General features: G+C 58.7%; 20 protein-coding genes and 1 riboswitch. Of the genes, 8 read left to right on the forward strand and 12 right to left on the reverse strand.

The genetic code is table 11. The annotated features are described in order from the left end of the window. The first annotated feature begins 8 nt into the window (after nucleotides 1-8). Complete coding sequence (locus tag ACMWL8_RS15280; RefSeq protein WP_414751601.1) at nucleotides 9-929, forward strand: ABC transporter permease; 921 nt, start codon at nucleotides 9-11, stop codon at nucleotides 927-929. Here ACMWL8_RS15280 and ACMWL8_RS15285 read toward each other — a convergent pair. Beyond that, nucleotides 891-1,301: a YbhQ family protein gene (locus ACMWL8_RS15285; protein ID WP_045259956.1), complete on the reverse strand. Its 411-nt coding sequence runs from the start codon at nucleotides 1,299-1,301 to the stop codon at nucleotides 891-893. The genes ACMWL8_RS15280 and ACMWL8_RS15285 overlap by 39 nt on opposite strands. 133 nt (nucleotides 1,302-1,434) lie before the next feature. Between ACMWL8_RS15285 and ACMWL8_RS15290 the strand changes: the two genes are divergently transcribed. Genes ACMWL8_RS15290 through ACMWL8_RS15300 form a run of 3 tightly spaced genes read left to right on the forward strand, consistent with a single transcriptional unit; the run spans nucleotide 1,435 to nucleotide 4,393 of the window. After that, complete coding sequence (locus tag ACMWL8_RS15290) at nucleotides 1,435-2,196, forward strand: endonuclease/exonuclease/phosphatase family protein (RefSeq protein WP_041910727.1); 762 nt, start codon at nucleotides 1,435-1,437, stop codon at nucleotides 2,194-2,196. Then, a complete protein-coding gene (gene clsB, locus ACMWL8_RS15295; RefSeq protein ID WP_045259955.1) occupies nucleotides 2,193-3,431 on the forward strand; it encodes a cardiolipin synthase ClsB in 1,239 nt (412 codons plus the stop codon). Before ACMWL8_RS15290 ends, clsB begins: the two co-directional genes overlap by 4 nt. Beyond that, entirely contained in the window at nucleotides 3,431-4,393 is a 963-nt protein-coding gene (locus ACMWL8_RS15300; RefSeq protein WP_045259954.1) for a lysylphosphatidylglycerol synthase transmembrane domain-containing protein, read from the forward strand. Before clsB ends, ACMWL8_RS15300 begins: the two co-directional genes overlap by 1 nt. A 105-nt stretch (nucleotides 4,394-4,498) precedes the next feature. Here ACMWL8_RS15300 and ACMWL8_RS15305 read toward each other — a convergent pair whose 3' ends face one another. The 6 genes from ACMWL8_RS15305 to moaA all read right to left on the reverse strand — a co-directional run bounded on the left by ACMWL8_RS15305 (nucleotide 4,499) and on the right by moaA (nucleotide 7,978). Then, entirely contained in the window at nucleotides 4,499-5,206 is a 708-nt protein-coding gene (locus tag ACMWL8_RS15305; RefSeq protein ID WP_010428846.1) for a Bax inhibitor-1 family protein, read from the reverse strand. Nucleotides 5,207-5,270: 64 nt separating this feature from the next. Then, a complete protein-coding gene (gene moaE / locus ACMWL8_RS15310; protein WP_028012424.1) occupies nucleotides 5,271-5,723 on the reverse strand; it encodes a molybdopterin synthase catalytic subunit MoaE in 453 nt (150 codons plus the stop codon). 1 nt (nucleotide 5,724) lies between these two features. Beyond that, complete coding sequence (moaD, locus tag ACMWL8_RS15315) at nucleotides 5,725-5,970, reverse strand: molybdopterin synthase sulfur carrier subunit (protein ID WP_045259953.1); 246 nt, start codon at nucleotides 5,968-5,970, stop codon at nucleotides 5,725-5,727. Then, complete coding sequence (moaC, locus tag ACMWL8_RS15320; protein WP_008501142.1) at nucleotides 5,963-6,448, reverse strand: cyclic pyranopterin monophosphate synthase MoaC; 486 nt, start codon at nucleotides 6,446-6,448, stop codon at nucleotides 5,963-5,965. Before moaC ends, moaD begins: the two co-directional genes overlap by 8 nt. 3 nt (nucleotides 6,449-6,451) lie before the next feature. After that, nucleotides 6,452-6,964 carry a molybdenum cofactor biosynthesis protein B gene (moaB, locus tag ACMWL8_RS15325; protein WP_028012422.1) on the reverse strand — a complete coding sequence of 171 codons (513 nt, stop codon included), beginning with the start codon at nucleotides 6,962-6,964 and terminating at the stop codon, nucleotides 6,452-6,454. Nucleotides 6,965-6,988: 24 nt separating this feature from the next. Further along, nucleotides 6,989-7,978, reverse strand: coding sequence for a GTP 3',8-cyclase MoaA (gene moaA / locus ACMWL8_RS15330; RefSeq protein WP_045259952.1), 990 nt, complete (start codon nucleotides 7,976-7,978; stop codon nucleotides 6,989-6,991). Continuing rightward, nucleotides 7,966-8,099: riboswitch (molybdenum cofactor riboswitch) on the reverse strand. (Overlaps the previous gene by 13 nt.) A gap of 225 nt (nucleotides 8,100-8,324) precedes the next feature. On the opposite strand from moaA, the gene yvcK reads away from it, so the two are divergent. Then, a complete protein-coding gene (gene yvcK / locus ACMWL8_RS15335) occupies nucleotides 8,325-9,233 on the forward strand; it encodes a uridine diphosphate-N-acetylglucosamine-binding protein YvcK (protein WP_028012420.1) in 909 nt (302 codons plus the stop codon). Between the two features lie 74 nt (nucleotides 9,234-9,307). Here yvcK and uvrB read toward each other — a convergent pair whose 3' ends face one another. After that, nucleotides 9,308-11,323, reverse strand: a complete 2,016-nt coding sequence (gene uvrB / locus ACMWL8_RS15340) for an excinuclease ABC subunit UvrB (protein ID WP_028012419.1) — start codon at nucleotides 11,321-11,323, stop codon at nucleotides 9,308-9,310. 750 nt (nucleotides 11,324-12,073) lie between these two features. On the opposite strand from uvrB, the gene ACMWL8_RS15345 reads away from it, so the two are divergent. After that, on the forward strand, nucleotides 12,074-12,796 hold the full coding sequence (locus ACMWL8_RS15345) for an ABC transporter ATP-binding protein (RefSeq protein ID WP_045259951.1): 723 nt from the start codon (nucleotides 12,074-12,076) through the stop codon (nucleotides 12,794-12,796). On the opposite strand, the gene bioD is transcribed toward ACMWL8_RS15345, so the two are convergent. The 4 genes from bioD to bioB are packed head-to-tail and all read right to left on the reverse strand — an operon-like array spanning nucleotide 12,759 to nucleotide 16,386. Continuing rightward, on the reverse strand, nucleotides 12,759-13,460 hold the full coding sequence (gene bioD / locus ACMWL8_RS15350; protein ID WP_045259950.1) for a dethiobiotin synthase: 702 nt from the start codon (nucleotides 13,458-13,460) through the stop codon (nucleotides 12,759-12,761). The two genes, ACMWL8_RS15345 and bioD, sit on opposite strands and share 38 nt — an antisense overlap. Beyond that, nucleotides 13,453-14,208: a malonyl-ACP O-methyltransferase BioC gene (bioC, locus tag ACMWL8_RS15355; RefSeq protein ID WP_045259949.1), complete on the reverse strand. Its 756-nt coding sequence runs from the start codon at nucleotides 14,206-14,208 to the stop codon at nucleotides 13,453-13,455. Before bioC ends, bioD begins: the two co-directional genes overlap by 8 nt. Further along, nucleotides 14,192-15,349, reverse strand: a complete 1,158-nt coding sequence (gene bioF, locus ACMWL8_RS15360) for an 8-amino-7-oxononanoate synthase (protein ID WP_045259948.1) — start codon at nucleotides 15,347-15,349, stop codon at nucleotides 14,192-14,194. Before bioF ends, bioC begins: the two co-directional genes overlap by 17 nt. Beyond that, nucleotides 15,346-16,386: a biotin synthase BioB gene (bioB, locus tag ACMWL8_RS15365; protein ID WP_045259947.1), complete on the reverse strand. Its 1,041-nt coding sequence runs from the start codon at nucleotides 16,384-16,386 to the stop codon at nucleotides 15,346-15,348. Before bioB ends, bioF begins: the two co-directional genes overlap by 4 nt. Nucleotides 16,387-16,472: 86 nt before the next feature. On the opposite strand from bioB, the gene bioA reads away from it, so the two are divergent. Both bioA and ACMWL8_RS15375 read left to right on the forward strand, forming a co-directional pair. After that, entirely contained in the window at nucleotides 16,473-17,762 is a 1,290-nt protein-coding gene (gene bioA / locus ACMWL8_RS15370; RefSeq protein ID WP_028012413.1) for an adenosylmethionine--8-amino-7-oxononanoate transaminase, read from the forward strand. 48 nt (nucleotides 17,763-17,810) lie between these two features. Next, on the forward strand, nucleotides 17,811-18,287 hold the full coding sequence (locus ACMWL8_RS15375; RefSeq protein ID WP_028012412.1) for a kinase inhibitor: 477 nt from the start codon (nucleotides 17,811-17,813) through the stop codon (nucleotides 18,285-18,287). Nucleotides 18,288-18,354 lie beyond the last annotated feature (67 nt).

An 18,354-nucleotide genomic window follows, 5' to 3' on the forward strand; every position in this document is an offset into this window, starting at 1 on the left:
GAGCACACATGTTTCACCGCTTATGGACATTGATCCGCAAAGAGCTGCAGTCCCTGCTGCGCGAGCCGCAAACCCGCGCCATTCTGGTGCTGCCGGTGCTGCTTCAGGTTTTATTGTTCCCGTTTGCCGCCACCCTTGAGGTAACTAACGCCACCATTGCCATTTATAATGAAGACAACGGCAAACACGCCGTCGAGCTGACGCAGCGTTTTGCCCGGGCGAAGGCCTTTACCCACATCCTGCTGCTGAAAAGCCCGCAGGAGATCCAGCCCACTATCGACACGCAAAAAGCGCTGCTGCTGGTGCGCAACTGGTACAACCCGAATCTGGACTACAAGTGGTTTGTGGTGCCGTCGCTGATCGCCATGATCACCACCATCGGGGTGATGATCGTGACCTCCCTGTCCGTAGCCCGCGAGCGCGAACAGGGCACGCTGGATCAGCTGCTGGTTTCCCCGCTCGCCACCTGGCAGATTTTCGTTGGCAAAGCGGTGCCGGCGCTGATCGTCGCTACCTTCCAGGCGACCATCGTGCTGGGAGTGGGAATTTGGGCCTACGAGATCCCGTTCGCCGGATCGCTGGCGCTGTTTTACTTCACGATGGTGATTTACGGGCTGTCGCTCGTGGGGTTTGGGCTGCTGATTTCAGCGCTCTGCTCCACGCAGCAGCAGGCGTTTATCGGGGTATTCGTCTTTATGATGCCGGCGATTCTGCTCTCCGGGTACGTGTCGCCCGTCGAGAACATGCCGGTGTGGCTGCAGGATTTGACGTGGATAAACCCGATTCGACATTTTACGGATATCACCAAGCAGATCTATCTGAAGGATGCGAGTCTGGACATTGTCTGGGGAAGTTTGTGGCCGCTACTGGTCATAGCGGCCACGACGGGATCAGTGGCCTATGCGATGTTTAGACGCAACATTGCGTAGCTTTTTCTCTTTAGTGAGCAGCGACACTATCGCTGGCCCTGCAAGGATTGCCAGACCCGCGAGGGCCAGCAGCAGGTTGTTTTGCAGCACGCGTGACAGCAGCCACAGCACGATCATCGCGGCACCAAAGTACCAGGTGGTGGTGAGCTCTTCGAGCACATCACCCACCTCGCGCCAGCGCGCGTCATGGTGGCGCTGTAAGAACAGCATCGACAGTACGGTGACGCCATAGAGGACGCATAGCCCTAAGCCAACACGCACCAGCGTGCCGCTCATCAAGCCCATCACCAGTACGGCCACGACCAGTAAATGCAACATTATCTGCCAGCAACTCAAACCCGTTGCGACACGAACACGTTGTTGCCACTTCATGGCTTCTCTCCTGAAGGATTTTTCTCTGCTTAATCAGACTACCGCACTTTACGGAAAATTCCGTAACGCCGCATCTTTTTGTGACGCCGACTACACTTTATTTTCATCGGGATAGTCACCCAGGAAGGTGTTTATGAGCAAAAAAACGCAGCATTTCTCGCTTAAGGTGCTGACGATAAACATTCATAAGGGCTTCACAGCATTTAACCGCCGCTTCATTTTACCGGAGCTGCGCGACGCGGTACGCACCGTCAGCGCGGACATTGTCTGCCTGCAGGAGGTGATGGGCGCGCACGAGGTACACCCCATGCATTTCGAAAACTGGCCCGATACGCCGCACTATGAATTCCTGGCCGACACCATGTGGAGCGATTACGCTTACGGCCGCAACGCGGTCTATCCGGAAGGCCATCACGGTAATGCGGTGCTGTCGCGTTTTCCTATAGAACATTATGAGAACCGGGACGTTTCCGTCGGGGAGAGCGAAAAGCGCGGGCTGCTTTACTGCCGCATCACGCCGCCGGAACTTGACGTTCCGGTTCACGTGGGCTGCGTTCACCTCGGACTGCGTGAAGCCCACCGCCAGGCGCAGCTGCAGATGCTGGCGGACTGGACCAATGCGCTGCCGGAAGGCGAACCCGTGGTGGTCGCCGGGGATTTTAACGACTGGCGGCAGCGCGCCAACCATCCGCTGAAGGTCAAAGCGGGACTGGAGGAAATTTTCACCCGGGCACATGGTCGTCCCGCACGGACGTTTCCGGTGCGCTTCCCCCTGCTGCGCCTGGACCGCATCTACGTGAAAAATGCGCATGCCAGCAGCCCGACGGCGCTGGCGTTACTGAACTGGCGACATCTTTCCGACCATGCCCCGCTGAGCGCGGAGATCCACTTATGAAATGCACCTGGCAGGAAGGTAACCGTATTACGCTGCTGGAAAACGGCGATAACTTTTATCCGGCGGTCTTTGAGGCGATTAGCCACGCACAGCAGAAAGTCTACCTTGAAACGTTTATCTGGTTTGAAGACGACGTTGGCAGGCAGCTGCACAGCGTACTGCTGCATGCCGCCCGGCGCGGGATAAAAATCGAGGCGCTGCTCGATGGATATGGCTCGCCGGATCTTAGCGATGAATTTGTTAACGAGCTCACCGCCGCCGGCGTGGTGTTCCGCTATTACGATCCCGGTCCGCGTCTGTTCGGCATGCGCACCAACCTGTTCCGGCGCATGCACCGCAAAATAGTCGTAGTGGACGAAACGGTGGCGTTCGTGGGCGGCATTAACTACTCCGCCGAGCATATGTCGGATTACGGCCCGGAGGCCAAGCAGGACTACGCGATCCGCATTGAGGGACCGGTAGTTCAGGACATCCAGCTGTTCGTGCTGGAAAACTTGCCCGGTAAAGAGGCCGCTCGCCGCTGGTGGCGACGCCGTCATCGCCCGGAAGAGAACCGCAAGCCCGGCGAAGCGCAGGCGCTGTTTGTCTGGCGGGACAACGAGGAGCATCGGGACGATATTGAACGTCATTACCTGAAGATGCTGGCCAATGCGAAGCGCGAAGTGATTATCGCCAACGCCTATTTCTTCCCCGGCTACCGTATTCTGCACGCCATGCGCAACGCGGCCCGACGCGGCGTGAGCGTTAAACTGATTGTGCAGGGCGAGCCGGATATGCCGATTGTGAAGGTGGGCGCGCGCCTGCTCTACCGCTACCTGGTGAAAAGCGGCGTGCAGATATATGAATACCGCCGCCGCCCGCTGCACGGCAAAGTGGCCGTCATGGATGACCACTGGGCAACCGTCGGCTCCAGTAACCTCGATCCGCTGAGCCTGTCGCTTAACCTGGAAGCGAACCTGATCATCCACGACCGTCAGTTTAACCAGACCCTGCGGGATAACCTTCAGGGACTTATCCATAAGGACTGCGTACGGGTGGATGAGTCCATGGTGCCGAAACGGAGCTGGTGGAACGTTGGTATCGGCGTGGTGGTGTTCCACTTCCTGCGCCACTTCCCGGCGATGGTCGGCTGGCTGCCGGCGCATACGCCAAAGCTGGCGCAGGTTGATCCGCCGGTACAACCTGAAATGGAAACCCAGGACCGCGTTGAAGCGGAAGATGGAGGCAAACCCTGATGTCAAAATCTCATCCTCGCTGGCGGCTGGCGAAAAAAATCCTCACCTGGGTATTCTTTATCGCGGTCGCGGTACTGCTGGTGGTCTACGCGCAGAAAGTGGACTGGGAAGAGGTGTGGAAGGTTATCCGCAACTATAACCGGCTGGTGCTGCTGGGTGCCGTAGGGCTGGTTATCGTCAGCTACCTGATGTACGGCTGCTATGATCTGCTCGGTCGCGCCTACTGCGGCCACAAGCTGGCTAAACGTCAGGTGATGCTGGTGTCGTTTATCTGCTACGCCTTCAACCTGACGCTGAGCACCTGGGTGGGCGGCATCGGCATGCGCTATCGCCTGTACTCGCGTCTCGGATTACCGGGCGGCACCATCACCCGCATTTTCTCGCTGAGTATCACCACCAACTGGCTGGGGTACATTCTGCTGGGCGGGGTGATTTTCACCATCGGCGTGGTGCAGCTGCCCGCGCACTGGTATATCGACGAGGCCACGCTGCGCATTCTCGGCATCGTGCTACTGCTGATCATCGCCGTGTATCTGTGGGCCTGCGCCTTTGCCAGACGCCGCCATATGACCATTAAAGGGCAGAAACTGGTACTGCCGTCGTGGAAGTTCGCGGTGCTGCAGATGGCGGTATCCAGCGCCAACTGGATGGCGATGGGGGCGATCATCTGGCTGTTGATTGGCGAGGACGTGAACTACTTCTTCGTGCTGGGCGTGCTGCTGGTGAGCAGTATCGCCGGGGTTATCGTGCATATTCCGGCGGGAATTGGTGTGCTGGAGGCGGTGTTTATCGCGCTGCTGGCCGGAGAACATGTTTCACAGGGGACGATTATTGCCTCCCTGCTCGCCTACCGCATGCTCTATTACTTCCTGCCGCTGGCGCTGGCAACGGTCTGTTATCTGGTGCTGGAGAGCCGGGCGAAAAAGTTACGGGCGAAAAATGAGAAGGCAATGGCGAAATAAAAGCAAAACGGCAACTTTGTTGCCGTTTTAAGTGTTTGTTCCCTCTCCCGTGGGAGAGGGTCAGGGTGAGGGCACCAGACCGCACCGCCACCCGGCAAAGCAACCTCAGCGACGGTTGCCGAAAATCCGCAGCAGCATCAGGAACAGGTTGATGAAGTCCAGATACAGCGTCAGCGCGCCCAGAATCGAGTATTTGCGCAGGTTGGAACTGTCGCGCACGTCGATCTGCTCGCCGATGTTTTTCAGCTTCTGAGTGTCATAGGCCGTCAGCCCGACAAAGACTACCACACCGATATAGGTCACGGCCCACATCAGCGCGTCGCTCTTGAGCCACAGGTTCACCAGCGATGCCAGCACAATCCCGATCAGCCCCATAAACAGCATATTACCTAAGCCGCTCAGGTCACGTTTGGTGGTGTAACCGTAAAGGCTCATCACGCCGAACATCCCGCCGGTCACCACGAAGGTGCTGGCGATGGAGGAGTAGGTGTAGACGATGAAAATGCTGGAGAGCGTCAGCCCGGTCAGCGCCGAATAGAGCATAAACAGCGTGGTCGCCATTCCGGCACTGAGTTTCTGCACCAGGCCGGAAAGCACAAACACCAGCGCCAGCTGTGCGATAATCAGCCCAAAGAAGGTGATTTTGCTGGAGAAGATAAACATCATCAGCTCAGGCGTATTCGCCGCATACCACGCGATGAACGCGGTAAGCAGCAGGCCGACCGTCATCCAGCCGTACACCTGCGCCATATACGTCTGCAGCCCGCTACGGGTCTGCTGTACTATTGAATCGGAACGCGGAAATCGGTCCATGATTCACTCCTGATTAAGGTTAAGAAGACACACACGTTAAGAGTAACACATTCACGTAAACCGACTACCAACGGCTGGCGGCCTGTTTATCGCTGTCACGAGATTCCACCCAGCGGTCGCCTTCCGGCGTGGCTTCGCGCTTCCAGAACGGCGCTTTGGTTTTGAGGTAATCCATAATGAACTCCCCTGCCGCAAAGGCGCTACCGCGGTGCGCGCTGGTCACGCCGACAAAGACAATCTCTTCGCCGGGCCACATCTCGCCGATGCGGTGGATCACCGTGACCCGCCCGAGCGGCCAGCGGCCTCGCGCTTCATCCACAATTGCCGCCAGCGATTTCTCCGTCATGCCCGGATAGTGCTCCAGCGTCAGCGCTTTTACGCTGTCGCCGAGATTGTGGTTACGCACTTTACCGGTGAACGTAACGACCGCGCCGTCTTCATCGCGCTCCGCCAGCCAGTCATATTCTGTACCGACGTTAAAGCGCTCGGGACCGACCAGAATTCGGGTTTCAGCCATCTTAGCCCCCTGTGACCGGCGGGAAGAAGGCCACTTCATCCCCTTCAGTCAGCGGGTGGGTGAACTCCACCAGCGTCTGGTTAACGGCCGCCAGCAGCTTGCCTTCGTCGAGCGCCAGCGCCCAGCGGTCGCTTTGTGCCGCCAGGTGCGCGCGCAGGGCGGCGACGTTTTCAAAAGAGGCGTCCAGCGTCAGGCTGTCGGTATTAACCAGCTCACGCACCTGGGCGAAAAAGAGCACCTTAATCATGGCTGTCCACCTTAAAATCACCGGATTTGCCGCCGCTTTTTGCCAGCAGACGAACCGGGCCAATCACCATATCTTTCTGCACCGCTTTGCACATGTCGTAGATGGTCAGCGCGGCGACGGAGGCCGCCGTCAGGGCTTCCATCTCCACGCCGGTTTTGCCGGTTAAGCGGCAGAGGGACTCAATACGCACGCGGTTGTGCTCCGGCTGCGCCTGCAGGTTCACTTCCACTTTGCTCAGCATCAGCGGATGGCAGAGCGGGATGAGGTCCCAGGTCCGTTTTGCAGCCTGAATACCGGCGATGCGGGCGGTGGCAAATACGTCACCCTTATGGTGACTGCCGTCGATAATCATCGCCAGCGTCTCCGGCAGCATGGTGACGAATGCCTCAGCACGCGCCTCGCGCACCGTTTCGGCCTTGGCGGAAACATCCACCATATGCGCTTCGCCAGCGGCGTTAATGTGGGTCAGTTGTGACATAGTTTACTTCTTCAAATGGGGATGAAAATTACACGGACGGGTACGGGCATCCAGCTGCGGGGCAATAATATTTTCCCACGCGGTGCGGCAGGCTTTGGTCGAGCCCGGCATGGCGAAAATCAGCGTGTTGTTTGCCACGCCGGCCACCGCGCGCGACTGCAGCGTGGAGGTGCCAATCTCTTCAAAGGAGAGCATGCGGAACACTTCGCCGAAGCCTTCCACCTCGCGGTCAAACAGCGGAATCAGCGCCTCGGGGGCCTGATCGCCTGCGGTAAAGCCGGTGCCGCCGGTGATCAGCACCACCTGCACCTCAGCACTGGCGATCCACTGAGAGACCTGCGCGCGAATGGCGTAGCGGTTCTCTTTCACAATCGCTTTATCGACGATGGTATGCCCCGCGTCATGGGCCGCCTCACGCAGCCAGTGGCCGGAGGTATCGTCCTCTTCGCCACGGCGGTCGGAAACGGTAAGAATAGCAATGCGTGTCGGGATAAATTCTGCGCTGACCTGACTCATCTTCTGGTTCCTTCTAAAGACTGATTACCCGCCGATGTAGGACAGGTTCTGAGTAATGCCGGTATTGCCCTGATGCAGGAAGTGGGTCTGTTTTTTGTGCGTCAGCGCTTCAGAAATGCGCGCTTCAAGCGCGGCCTGCTGCGCATCGTCTTCCAGCAGATCGCGAAGATCCACGCCACCGTCGCCAAACAGGCAGAGATGGAGTTTGCCGACCGACGATACGCGCAGGCGGTTACAGCTGGCGCAGAAGTCTTTTTCATAGGGCATGATAAGCCCAATCTCGCCTTCGTAATCCGGGTGACAGAAGACCTGTGCCGGGCCGTCGCTGCGCTGGCGGATCTGGTGGATCCAGCCGCGTTTCAGCAACTCGTCGCGCAACACCATGCCGGAGATGTGATGGCGGCGGAATAGCTCGCTGCCCTCGCCCGTTTCCATCAGCTCGATAAAACGCAGTTGAATGGGACGGGATTTAATCCACGCCAGGAAGGTGTCCAGCTGATGGTGGTTTACGTCGCGCATCAGCACCGTGTTGACTTTGACCTTTTCGAACCCGGCGGTAAACGCCGCATCGATGCCGTCCATGACCTGCTGAAATTTATCCTGACCGGTAATGGCGTGAAACTGGCGGGCGTCGAGGCTGTCCACGCTGACGTTGATCGCGGTTAGGCCAGCGTCGCGCCAGTTGGCCACGTCACGCGCCATGCGGTAACCGTTGGTGGTCACCGCGATCTGGCGGATGCGTTCGTTTTCGCGTACGGCGGCAATGATGTCGGGGAAATCGCGGCGCAGGGAGGGTTCGCCACCGGTCAGACGGACTTTTTCGGTACCGAGCTCAGAGAACGCACGCGTGACGCGGCGCACTTCATCCACGGAGAGAAAGCCATTATTGGTGACGCTGCCCGGCTTGTAGCCATCGGGCAGGCAGTAGGTGCAACGGAAGTTGCACACATCGGTAATCGACAGACGCAAGTAGTAAAACTTACGCGCGAAAGCATCAGTAAGTTGTGAAGCCATGTACACCTTTCCAGATCGGGAGGCACAGTCATTTCTTTCTGTACCCTGGTGGCAAATCCGCCACGGCCAGGGCGCCATATCATTCGACACAGGCGCCAGGGCTAGAGTGTATGTTTTCAGTTTTGAAAACGTGGTTATGGCGATAGTAGCGTGGAAATCGACACTCCGCCATTGTCGCTTTTCGCTATATAATTATGTATATAGCGATTCAGTCCTGCATTTTCGCTACAGAATACCTAAAAACCGCATTTTCGCATTGATATACGTCATTTTGCATTGGGTGAGGCATCGTCTTTTGGGGGTAGTTAGGTTACTGTTACGCGATCGAACGTGATAAGGAATACGTATGCGCAATCGCACTTTTGCGGATCTTGACCGAGTGGTCGCTCTTGGCGGAGGCCACGGCCTGGGCCGCGTCATGTCTTCTTTGTCGTCACTGGGCTCACGGCTGACAGGGATAGTGACAACCACCGACAACGGCGGCTCAACCGGGCGGATCAGGCGGGCTGAAGGCGGCATTGCCTGGGGAGATATGCGCAACTGCCTGAACCAGTTAATTACCGAGCCGAGCGTCGCGTCGGCGATGTTTGAGTACCGTTTTGGCGGCAATGGCGAACTTTCCGGGCATAACCTCGGAAATCTGATGTTAAAGGCGCTGGATCACCTGAGCGTACGGCCACTGGAAGCCATCAACTTAATCCGTAATCTGCTCAAGGTGGATGCATTCCTGATCCCCATGTCTGAACAACCGGTTGACTTGATGGCAATCGATGCCGAAGGGCATGAAGTTTACGGCGAGGTGAATATTGACCAGCTCCTCCTGCCGCCAACGGAGTTGATGACCTATCCGAGCGTACCCGCCACGCGAGAAGCGGTGGAGGCCATTGGTGAAGCGGATCTTATCCTGATCGGTCCAGGCAGTTTTTATACCAGCCTGATGCCCATTCTGCTGGTAAAAGAGCTGGCGCAGGCGCTGCGTCGCACCCCTGCCCCGATGGTCTATATCGGTAACCTGGGCCGTGAGCTGAGCCCGGCAGCGGCGAGCCTGTCGCTGGCGGACAAGCTGGACCTGATGGAGCAGTACGTCGGTAAGAAAATTATCGACGGCGTCGTGGTTGGGCCAAAAGTGGATGTGACAGGGATTGGCGATCGCGTGGTGGTGCAGGAGCCGCTGGAAGCCAGCGATATTAAATATCGTCACGACCGCCACCTGCTGCGCGAGGCGCTGGAGAAAGCGATTCAGGCGCTGGGTTAGGTTCGCTTTGTGCGGCCTGATGCCCTCACCCCAGCCCTCTCCCACGGGGAGAGGGGGAATACACGCCGCTTTACCTATGATGCCGCGATAAACAGATCCCGCAGCTGATGCAGCTGGTCGCGGATCTGCGCCGCCTCTTCAAACTCCAGGTTCTGGGCGTGCTGCATCATCTGCCCTTCCAGCTCGTGGATTTTCTGCTGCAGTGCCTTCGGCGTCAGTACGACGGTATCTTCTTCCACCACTGAACGCGCCTTGCCGCGGCCTTTCGCTTTGGTCTTCGCAATATTCTGACCCAGCGCCAGAATATCCACCACCTTCTTGTTCAGCCCCTGCGGCGTAATGCCGTGCTCTTCGTTGTAGCGCTGCTGCTTCTCGCGTCGGCGTTCCGTTTCGCCAATCGCTTTCGCCATCGACGGGGTGATTTTGTCGCCGTACAGAATCGCTTTCCCGTTGACGTTACGCGCGGCGCGGCCAATGGTCTGGATCAGGGAGCGTTCAGAGCGCAGGAAGCCCTCTTTATCGGCGTCCAGAATCGCCACCAGCGAGACTTCCGGCATATCCAGACCTTCTCGCAACAGGTTGATCCCCACCAGCACGTCAAATTCGCCCAGACGCAGATCGCGGATAATCTCCATGCGCTCCACGGTGTCGATATCCGAGTGCAGATAGCGCACCTTCTCACCGTGTTCTTCAAGATACTCGGTCAGGTCTTCCGCCATGCGCTTGGTGAGCGTCGTCACCAGCACGCGCTCGTTGATGGCGGAACGGGCGCGGATCTCAGAGAGCAGATCGTCCACCTGGGTCGCCACCGGGCGCACTTCGATAATCGGGTCCAGCAGCCCTGTCGGACGGACCACCTGATCGATCACCTCATCGCCGGATTTTTCCAGTTCGTAGTTGCCCGGCGTGGCCGACACGTAGATGGTCTGCGGTGCCAGCGCCTCAAACTCTTCAAACTTCATTGGACGGTTATCCAGCGCTGACGGCAGGCGGAAGCCGTACTCCACCAGCGTCTCTTTACGCGCGCGGTCACCGCGGTACATCCCGCCGATCTGCGGGATCGTGACGTGGGATTCGTCGATCACCAGCAGACCGTCGGCCGGAAGATAGTCAAACAGCGTCGGCGGTGGCTCGCCCGGCCCGCGCCCGGAGAGGAAGCGCGAGTAGTTTTCGATACCCGAGCAGTAGCCCAGCTCGTTCATCATCTCCAGATCGAACTGGGTGCGCTGGCTCAGGCGCTGCTCTTCCAGCAGCTTATTGTTAGCCAGAAGCACCTTACGGCGCTCTGCAAGCTCCTCTTTGATCTCTTCCATCGCCTGCACGATACGCTCGCGTGGCGTCACGTAGTGCGTTTTAGGGTAGATGGTAAAACGCTGTATCACCGACTCAACGTGGCCGGTCAGCGGGTCGAACAGTGACAAACGCTCGACCTCTTCGTCAAACAGCTCGACGCGCAGCGCCATATCGTCCGATTCCGCCGGGAAGATGTCGATCACCTCACCGCGCACGCGGAACGTACCGCGCTGGAAGGCCTGGTCATTACGGGTGTACTGCAGCTCGGCCAGACGGCGCAAAATTGCGCGCTGATCGATGATCATCCCCTGCGTCAGATGCAGCATCATCTTGAGATAGAGATCCGGATCGCCCAGGCCGTAAATCGCCGAAACAGACGCGACCACAACCACATCGCGACGCTCAAGCAGCGCCTTGGTCGCCGACAGTCGCATCTGTTCGATGTGTTCGTTCACCGAAGCATCTTTCTCGATGAAGGTATCAGAGCTCGGCACATAGGCTTCCGGCTGGTAGTAATCGTAGTAGGAGACAAAATACTCCACCGCGTTTTCCGGGAAGAACTCTTTCATCTCGCCGTAAAGCTGTGCCGCGAGGGTTTTATTGGGTGCAAGCACCATCGTGGGGCGCTGCAGGTCAGCGATCACGTTGGCGACAGTAAACGTTTTGCCCGAGCCGGTTACCCCCAGCAGCGTCTGGTGCGCCAACCCGTCTTCCAGCCCTTCTTTAAGACGACGGATCGCCTCAGGCTGATCGCCAGAGGGGCGGAAAGCAGAATTCAGTTTGAACGGTTTACTCATGGGCGACGACCTGATGACGTTATAAGCGGCAGGTGAGTAATTTTACTCGTTGTTGCCAGGAATGCCAGTAAAAAACACTGGATGAAAAACCAGTAGCGTGTCAGGATATTTAGCGTAGCGGCGGAGTCATTAGCGCGTTAGCGGACAAAATTTAGGCTCTGACGAGATAAAAAACCAGCCAGGCTGGGTTATCCCCAGAACTTTTTCTTTTTTAACATTTGTCAAGCCAGGTAATGATAGTTTTATGGCAACGAGTGACACTTTCATTACGGTAATTGCTTTTATCTAAGCAATTAAATTTTAAACGATATTTTCTAAAGCCGCGTTTCGCGTCAATTTGGGCGAAAGCCGCGTCTTCTCTCGCTTATCGCGTGTTTTCTAACTCTAATGCACATGGTTATCCACAGGAATAGTGGATAACTGCTTCCAGCCCGTGTAGACCGCCGCTCAGCAAATTCCCGGATTTTCCCACGAGGCGGCAACAAAAAATTTTTATAGCTCTTTTTTGACGATAAACAGTTGAGTCATTCATAACCAACAGATGCGATCCTGCTCACATTTCAGCCATTTTTCGTCCTGCACCACAACTCACCATTCCCGGCACCGTCGATGTGCAAGCCACGCGTTTTTACCCTGCTCTCCTGTGGCTTATTCCTAAAAAAGTCGTTTTTTTAATCGATTTCAGGTTTCTGGCAAGCGTTTTGCAGCTTCACGTCAGGCCTATCCCTACGCATTTTTAAGGAGAGAAAGATGTTGAGTCTGCGTGCAGTGAATCAGTTTTACGGAAGCCAACATACGCTATGGAACGTGGATTTGGATTTTCCGCAAGGGATGTGTACAGGCGTCATAGGCCTGCCGGGGATGGGCAAAACCACCCTGATGAACTGCATTACCGGAAACATCCCCGTCGAAAGCGGCACGATTATCTGGCATGAAGCGGGCGCACCGCCGCGTGATTTGCTCAGCCCGGCACCGGAACAACGTTCAGAGCCGGGAATAGGCTATGTGCCGCAGGACAGGCGTATTTTCTCTCAACTGACGATTGAGGAGAATCTGCATATTGCCATGCGGGCGATGGGGAAACCCGACCCGGCGGCGAAAAGCGACGTATACGATCTGTTCCCGGAACTCTACGCGCGTCGTCAGACGCGGGGCAATACCCTTTCGCCAGAGGATCAGTATCAGCTTGCCCTGGCGAATGCACTGGTCAACCGCCCGCGGATGCTGATTCTGGATGAGCCTACGCATGGGGCAGGACACGGATTTGCCCAGAAGCTGGCGCATCTGCTGGTGCGCTTAAACCGGGAGTTAGGCATGACGGTGCTGCTGGCGGAGCAGCAGCTGTCGTTTATCCGCCGGGTGGCGGATCGGTTTTGCATGCTTTATCGCGGGCGTAACGTGGCTCAGGGCCACGTTAGCGAGCTGAACGATGAGCTTATCGCCCACTGGATGTCGCGGGAAGCAAGACGCTGAGGTCGAGATAACGCCCGGTTTCGGCCTGCTCAGCATCGCCAGCAATCCAGGGGATTTCCCCGAGGAACGGTGCCGGGAGCACGCGCTTGAGGGTCGCCAGATACTCCTCATGCCGCCTGCCCGGCGCAACCACGTCGTTGGCTATCCAGCCTGCCAGCGTCAGCCCTGCCTGCTGAACGGCCTGCGCCGTCAGCATGGCGTGATTGATGCAGCCCAGCTTCACGCCGACGACCAGAATGACCGGAAGCCGCTCGGCCTGCACCCAGTCAGCAAAGGTCTGCGTGTCCGACAGTGGCGTAAACCAGCCTCCCGCGCCTTCCACCAGCACCCAGTCGGCCTGGCTTTCCAGCGTCCGTAACCCGGCAGACAGCACGGCGAAATCAATCGGACGGCCTTCGTCAGCGCTGATAATGTGCGGCGACGTCGGCTCGGCAAAGGTATAGGGATTCACCGCCGAATAGGCAAGCTCAAGGCTACTGTTACGCTGGAGCGCCAGCGCGTCGGTGTTGCGTAACCCTTCCGCCGTCATCTCGCTGCCGGAAGCCACGGGCTTATATCCGGCGGTGTTTTTTCCGAGCAGTCGTGCCGCCTGCAGCAGCGCAGCGCTGGCAACTGTTTTGCCCACTTCCGTATCCGTGCCGGTAACAAAATAACGTTCAGTCACGTTCGATAATCCCATGAAAAAGTTGATAAGAGAGCGGGAAAAGGCCCCGCTGCTGCGGCCAGGCCAGCTCCAGGCGTTGCAGCTGCCCCCGGGTCAGCGGTTTTTTCTCCCGCCCGGCGTGCAGGTGCGTGGCGCCGATGCCCTTCAGAGAGCGCATGGCGCTGAACGCGTCGCTAAAATTAAGCGTGATGGTTTGCACCGTGCTGCGACAGCGCCAGCCTGCCAGCGCCTGCGTCACCTGCTCATACGATAAAAAGCGGTTCGCGTGCGGCTGCTCATCCACCGCTTTCCACGCCTGATTCAGCTCCGGCAGCGAACTTTCCAGCAAGGTGGTAAAGGCCACCTTTCCGCCCGGTCGTGCGACGCGATAAAGCTCGCGTAACGCCTGCGGCAGGCTGCTGCACCACTGCACCGCCAGATGGCTCCAGACCAGATCGAACTGCGCGTCCGCCAGCGGGATAGCCTCGATATCGGCCACGACATAGTGGTGCGCCGCCTGCTGCTGGCGCGCCTCGTCCAGCATGGCGGGCGACAGGTCGATGGCCGTCACCTCGCTCCCCGCCTCGCGCCAGTAGCGGCTGTTGCTGCCGGGACCACAGCCGGCGTCCAGCACCTGCGGGAAGCGGTTCTCGCCAAGCGCGGCCAGAAGCCCCTGCGCGCTCTGGCGCTGGAGTTCATCGTGCTGCGAATAGCTCCGCGCGGCCCGGCCAAACGCCGCCGCAACGGCCTGCTTATTCACCGGCATCATGAAGCGCCTCCAGCAGCGTCTGGATATCCTGCGCCTCATGCGCCGCCGTCAGGGTTAAGCGCAGACGCGCGGTGCCCGGCGGAACGGTTGGCGGACGAATGGCCGTAACCCACATCCCCCGCTCGCGCAGCGCCTGGGCCAGCGCCAGCGCGCGGCCGTTTTCGCCGACAATCACGGGCTGGATGGCGCTCTGCGAATCGGGACTCTGGAAGGGAAGCGCCGCCAGTCCCTGACGGAAGCAGGAGATGTGCTCTGCCAGCTGCTGACGGCGTTCATCCCCTTCTGCGCTGCGGATCACCGCCAGCGACGCCGACAGCGCCACGGCCTGCGCCGGGGGCATGCTGGTGCTGTAGATGAGGTGACGGGCAAACTGCAGCAGATAGTCGGCGACAGGTTCGCTGCACAGCACGGCGGCGCCGCTGACGCCAAAGCCTTTGCCGAAGGTAACCACCAGCAGTTCCGGCTTCACGTCTTGTTGATGGGCGCTGCCGCGTCCTTCATCGCCCATCACCCCAGTACCGTGAGCATCATCGACCAGCAGCCAGGCGTTTTGCCGCTTTGCGGCCTCGTGAAGCGCGGCAAGCGGCGCACTGTCGCCGTCCATGCTGAACACCCCTTCCGTGACCGCCAGCTGTTGCCCGTCGCAGGGTTTGTCCAGCAGCGAGGCGAGCTGTGACGCATCGTTATGGGCAAAACGCCGCAGCTGGGCGGGACTTAAGTTTGCCGCTTCCAGCAGCGAGGCGTGGCTTAAGCGGTCGGCGACAATGCGGTCCTCTTTCCCCATCATGGCCGTGATGACCGCCTGATTGGCGGCAAAGCCGGAGATAAACAGCAGCGCGCGCGGATAGCCTAGCCAGTCGGCCAGCTCTTCCTCCAGCGCCTGATGCGCCGTGGTGTATCCGCTGACGTGCCCCGAGCCACCGCTGCCCACGCCAAACCGCTCCGCGCCCTGCTGCCAGGCGCGGACGATGGCCGGATGCTGGCTCAGCCCGAGATAGTCATTGCTGGAGAAATTACAAAACTGCCGTCCCTCGCGGGTCAGAAAACGGCCCGCGCCGTTTTCCACCACCCTGCGAACGCGAAACGCCTCTGCCGCCCGGCGTTCTTCCAGCGCGGCATTAATCCGTGCCTGCCAGGTCATACGGCTGCCGCGTTGTAGAACTGGTCGGTATCGGCGTTGAGAATCTGCTGCTCCAGCTGCTGCTGTTGCTCGTTATCGCCCGTCAGCACCTCGGTCTGATGCGGGTTCAGCCCCAGCTTGCGGAACAGCTGAACGTCTTTATCCTCTTCCGGGTTCGGCGTGGTCAGCAGCTTGCAGCCGTAGAAGATGGAGTTGGCGCCGGCCATAAAGCACATTGCCTGAGTCTGCTCGTTCATCTGCTCGCGGCCCGCAGAGAGGCGAACGTAAGAGGTCGGCATCATGATGCGCGCCACCGCGATGGTGCGGATAAAATCAAACGCATCCACATCCTCGTTATCCGCCAGCGGCGTGCCCTTGACCTTCACCAGCATGTTGATCGGCACGCTTTCCGGCGGGGTGGGCAGGTTCGCCAGCTGCAGCAGCAGGCCCGCACGGTCTTTCACCGTTTCGCCTAAGCCCACGATGCCGCCGGAGCAGACCTTGATCCCTGCATCACGCACTTTGTCCAGCGTGTCCAGGCGCTCCTGATAGGTGCGCGTGGTGATGATGTTGCCGTAAAATTCCGGGGAGGTGTCCAGGTTGTGGTTGTAGTAGTCCAGCCCCGCGGCAGAAAGGCGCTGCGCCTGCTCCTCGTTTAGCGTACCGAGGGTCATGCAGGCTTCGAGGCCCATTTCCTTCACGCCCTTCACCATCTGCTCCAGGTACGGCATATCGCGATCGTGCGGGTTCTTCCACGCCGCGCCCATGCAGAAGCGGGTTGAGCCCGCGTTTTTCGCCTTGCGCGCGGAGTCGAGCACCTGCTCCACTTCCATCAGACGCTCGGATTCGAGACCGGTTTTGTAGCGCGCGCTCTGCGGGCAGTATTTGCAGTCTTCAGGACAGGCGCCGGTCTTGATCGACAGCAGCGTGCTGACCTGAACATGACGCGGATCGAAGTGCTGACGATGCACCTGTTGGGCTTCGAACATCAGCTCAAGGAAAGGTTTATTGAATAATTCAGTAACTTGCGACATCGTCCAGCGTGCGTGGTGAGCCATTGGGCTTCTCCAAAGGGTTTTGTTAATTTTCGGTTCGGTTTATACTCGTAAACCTAAAACTTTTCAAAATGGTTTACAAGTCGATTATGACCCAGGACGATCTCGCCTTCGACAAGCAGCATATCTGGCACCCTTACACCTCTACGACCCGCCCCCTTCCCGTCTATCCGGTGGCCTCTGCCCACGGCTGCGAGCTGCATCTCGCCAGCGGCGAGCGGCTGGTTGACGGAATGTCCTCCTGGTGGGCGGCCATTCACGGATACAACCATCCGCGCCTGAACGCGGCGATGAAGGCCCAGATTGACCAGATGTCGCACGTGATGTTTGGCGGAATCACCCATCAGCCCGCGGTGGATTTATGCCGTCGCCTGGTGGCGATGACGCCTGAATCGCTGGAGTGCGTTTTCCTGGCCGATTCCGGCTCGGTGGCGGTGGAAGTGGCGATGAAGATGGCGCTGCAGTACTGGCATGCGAAGGGCGAAACGCGCCAGCGGTTCCTCACCTTCCGCAACGGCTATCACGGGGATACCTTCGGGGCGATGTCGGTCTGCGATCCGGACAACTCCATGCACAGCCTGTGGAAGGGCTATCTGCCGGAAAACCTGTTTGCCCCTGCGCCGCAAAGCCGCTTCGACGGTGAGTGGAACGAGACGGACATGGTGGGCTTCGCGCGGCTGATGGCGGCGCATCGCCATGAAATCGCCGCCGTTATTCTCGAACCGATCGTGCAGGGCGCGGGCGGAATGCGGATGTACCATCCGGAATGGCTGAGGCGCATTCGCAAGATGTGCGACCGCGAGGGCATTCTGCTGATTGCCGATGAAATTGCCACCGGCTTTGGCCGCACCGGCAAGCTGTTTGCCTGCGAACACGCGGGCATTGCGCCGGATATTCTGTGTCTGGGCAAAGCGCTGACCGGCGGCACCATGACGCTCTCCGCCACCCTCACCACTCGTCAGGTTGCCGACACCATCAGCGACGGCGAGGCGGGCTGCTTTATGCACGGCCCGACGTTTATGGGCAACCCGCTGGCCTGCGCCGTGGCAAGCGAAAGCCTCGCCATTCTGGAGAGCGGCGAGTGGCAGACGCAGGTCGCGGCGATTGAGGCACAGCTGAAAGGAGAGCTGAGTGCCGCCTCGGGGGCGAATTTTGTGGCGGACGTGCGCGTGCTGGGTGCCATCGGGGTGATTGAAACCACCCGCCCGGTGAACATGGCGGCGCTGCAGCGCTTCTTCGTTGAGCAGGGCGTCTGGGTGCGGCCTTTCGGCAAGCTTATCTACCTGATGCCGCCGTACAGCATCACGCCGGAGCAGCTGCGTAAATTAACCGACGCGGTCGTAACAGCCGTTAACATTCCCGCGCATTTCGCGATTTAATTCCATGCGTTACACTTCCTGAACGAGTGAATAACGAGGGTAAACCGTATGAAAATCATCAGTAAAGATCTGCGCGACGGTGAAAAACTCCCCGAACGCCACGTTTTCAACGGCATGGGCTATCAGGGGGATAATATCTCCCCACACCTGGCGTGGGACGACGTTCCTGCAGGAACCAAAAGCTTTGTCGTGACCTGCTACGACCCGGACGCGCCGACCGGCTCGGGCTGGTGGCACTGGGTTGTGGCGAACCTGCCCGCCGACACGCGCGTGCTGCCCCAGGGTTCCGGTTCAGACCTGGTTGCCCTGCCTGAAGGTGCCATTCAGACGCGCACTGACTTTGGTAAAGCGGGCTACGGCGGCGCGGCGCCGCCAAAAGGGGAAACCCACCGCTATATCTTCACGGTGCACGCGCTGGATGTGGAGAAGATTGAGGTCGATGAAGGGGCGAGCGGCGCGATGGTCGGGTTTAACGTGCATTTCCATTCCCTGGGGAGCGCGTCGATTACGGCGATGTATTCCTGAAAAAAGCCGGGTAGCGGCTACGCCTTACCCGGCCTGGATTCCGCATTCGTTGGCCCGGTAAGCGCAG

This window comes from Enterobacter sp. 04-C-12-SI-ECC, assembly GCF_047530715.1.
GTDB lineage: Bacteria > Pseudomonadota > Gammaproteobacteria > Enterobacterales > Enterobacteriaceae > Enterobacter > Enterobacter bugandensis.

What these genes read in the sequence shown, in the direction of transcription:
- ACMWL8_RS15305 (WP_010428846.1), bottom strand. Translation starts at nt 5,206, where the DNA reads ATGGACCGATTTCCGCGTTCCGATTCAATAGTACAGCAGACCCGTAGC.
- bioC (WP_045259949.1), bottom strand. Translation starts at nt 14,208, where the DNA reads ATGATGCCGGTGAATAAGCAGGCCGTTGCGGCGGCGTTTGGCCGGGCC.
- moaB (WP_028012422.1), bottom strand. Translation starts at nt 6,964, where the DNA reads ATGAGTCAGGTCAGCGCAGAATTTATCCCGACACGCATTGCTATTCTT.
- ACMWL8_RS15290 (WP_041910727.1), top strand. Translation starts at nt 1,435, where the DNA reads ATGAGCAAAAAAACGCAGCATTTCTCGCTTAAGGTGCTGACGATAAAC.
- ACMWL8_RS15280 (WP_414751601.1), top strand. Translation starts at nt 9, where the DNA reads ATGTTTCACCGCTTATGGACATTGATCCGCAAAGAGCTGCAGTCCCTG.
- bioA (WP_028012413.1), top strand. Translation starts at nt 16,473, where the DNA reads ATGACCCAGGACGATCTCGCCTTCGACAAGCAGCATATCTGGCACCCT.
- ACMWL8_RS15375 (WP_028012412.1), top strand. Translation starts at nt 17,811, where the DNA reads ATGAAAATCATCAGTAAAGATCTGCGCGACGGTGAAAAACTCCCCGAA.
- moaD (WP_045259953.1), bottom strand. Translation starts at nt 5,970, where the DNA reads ATGATTAAGGTGCTCTTTTTCGCCCAGGTGCGTGAGCTGGTTAATACC.
- bioB (WP_045259947.1), bottom strand. Translation starts at nt 16,386, where the DNA reads ATGGCTCACCACGCACGCTGGACGATGTCGCAAGTTACTGAATTATTC.
- ACMWL8_RS15300 (WP_045259954.1), top strand. Translation starts at nt 3,431, where the DNA reads ATGTCAAAATCTCATCCTCGCTGGCGGCTGGCGAAAAAAATCCTCACC.
- moaA (WP_045259952.1), bottom strand. Translation starts at nt 7,978, where the DNA reads ATGGCTTCACAACTTACTGATGCTTTCGCGCGTAAGTTTTACTACTTG.
- uvrB (WP_028012419.1), bottom strand. Translation starts at nt 11,323, where the DNA reads ATGAGTAAACCGTTCAAACTGAATTCTGCTTTCCGCCCCTCTGGCGAT.
- yvcK (WP_028012420.1), top strand. Translation starts at nt 8,325, where the DNA reads ATGCGCAATCGCACTTTTGCGGATCTTGACCGAGTGGTCGCTCTTGGC.
- ACMWL8_RS15345 (WP_045259951.1), top strand. Translation starts at nt 12,074, where the DNA reads ATGTTGAGTCTGCGTGCAGTGAATCAGTTTTACGGAAGCCAACATACG.
- bioF (WP_045259948.1), bottom strand. Translation starts at nt 15,349, where the DNA reads ATGACCTGGCAGGCACGGATTAATGCCGCGCTGGAAGAACGCCGGGCG.
- clsB (WP_045259955.1), top strand. Translation starts at nt 2,193, where the DNA reads ATGAAATGCACCTGGCAGGAAGGTAACCGTATTACGCTGCTGGAAAAC.
- ACMWL8_RS15285 (WP_045259956.1), bottom strand. Translation starts at nt 1,301, where the DNA reads ATGAAGTGGCAACAACGTGTTCGTGTCGCAACGGGTTTGAGTTGCTGG.
- moaE (WP_028012424.1), bottom strand. Translation starts at nt 5,723, where the DNA reads ATGGCTGAAACCCGAATTCTGGTCGGTCCCGAGCGCTTTAACGTCGGT.
- moaC (WP_008501142.1), bottom strand. Translation starts at nt 6,448, where the DNA reads ATGTCACAACTGACCCACATTAACGCCGCTGGCGAAGCGCATATGGTG.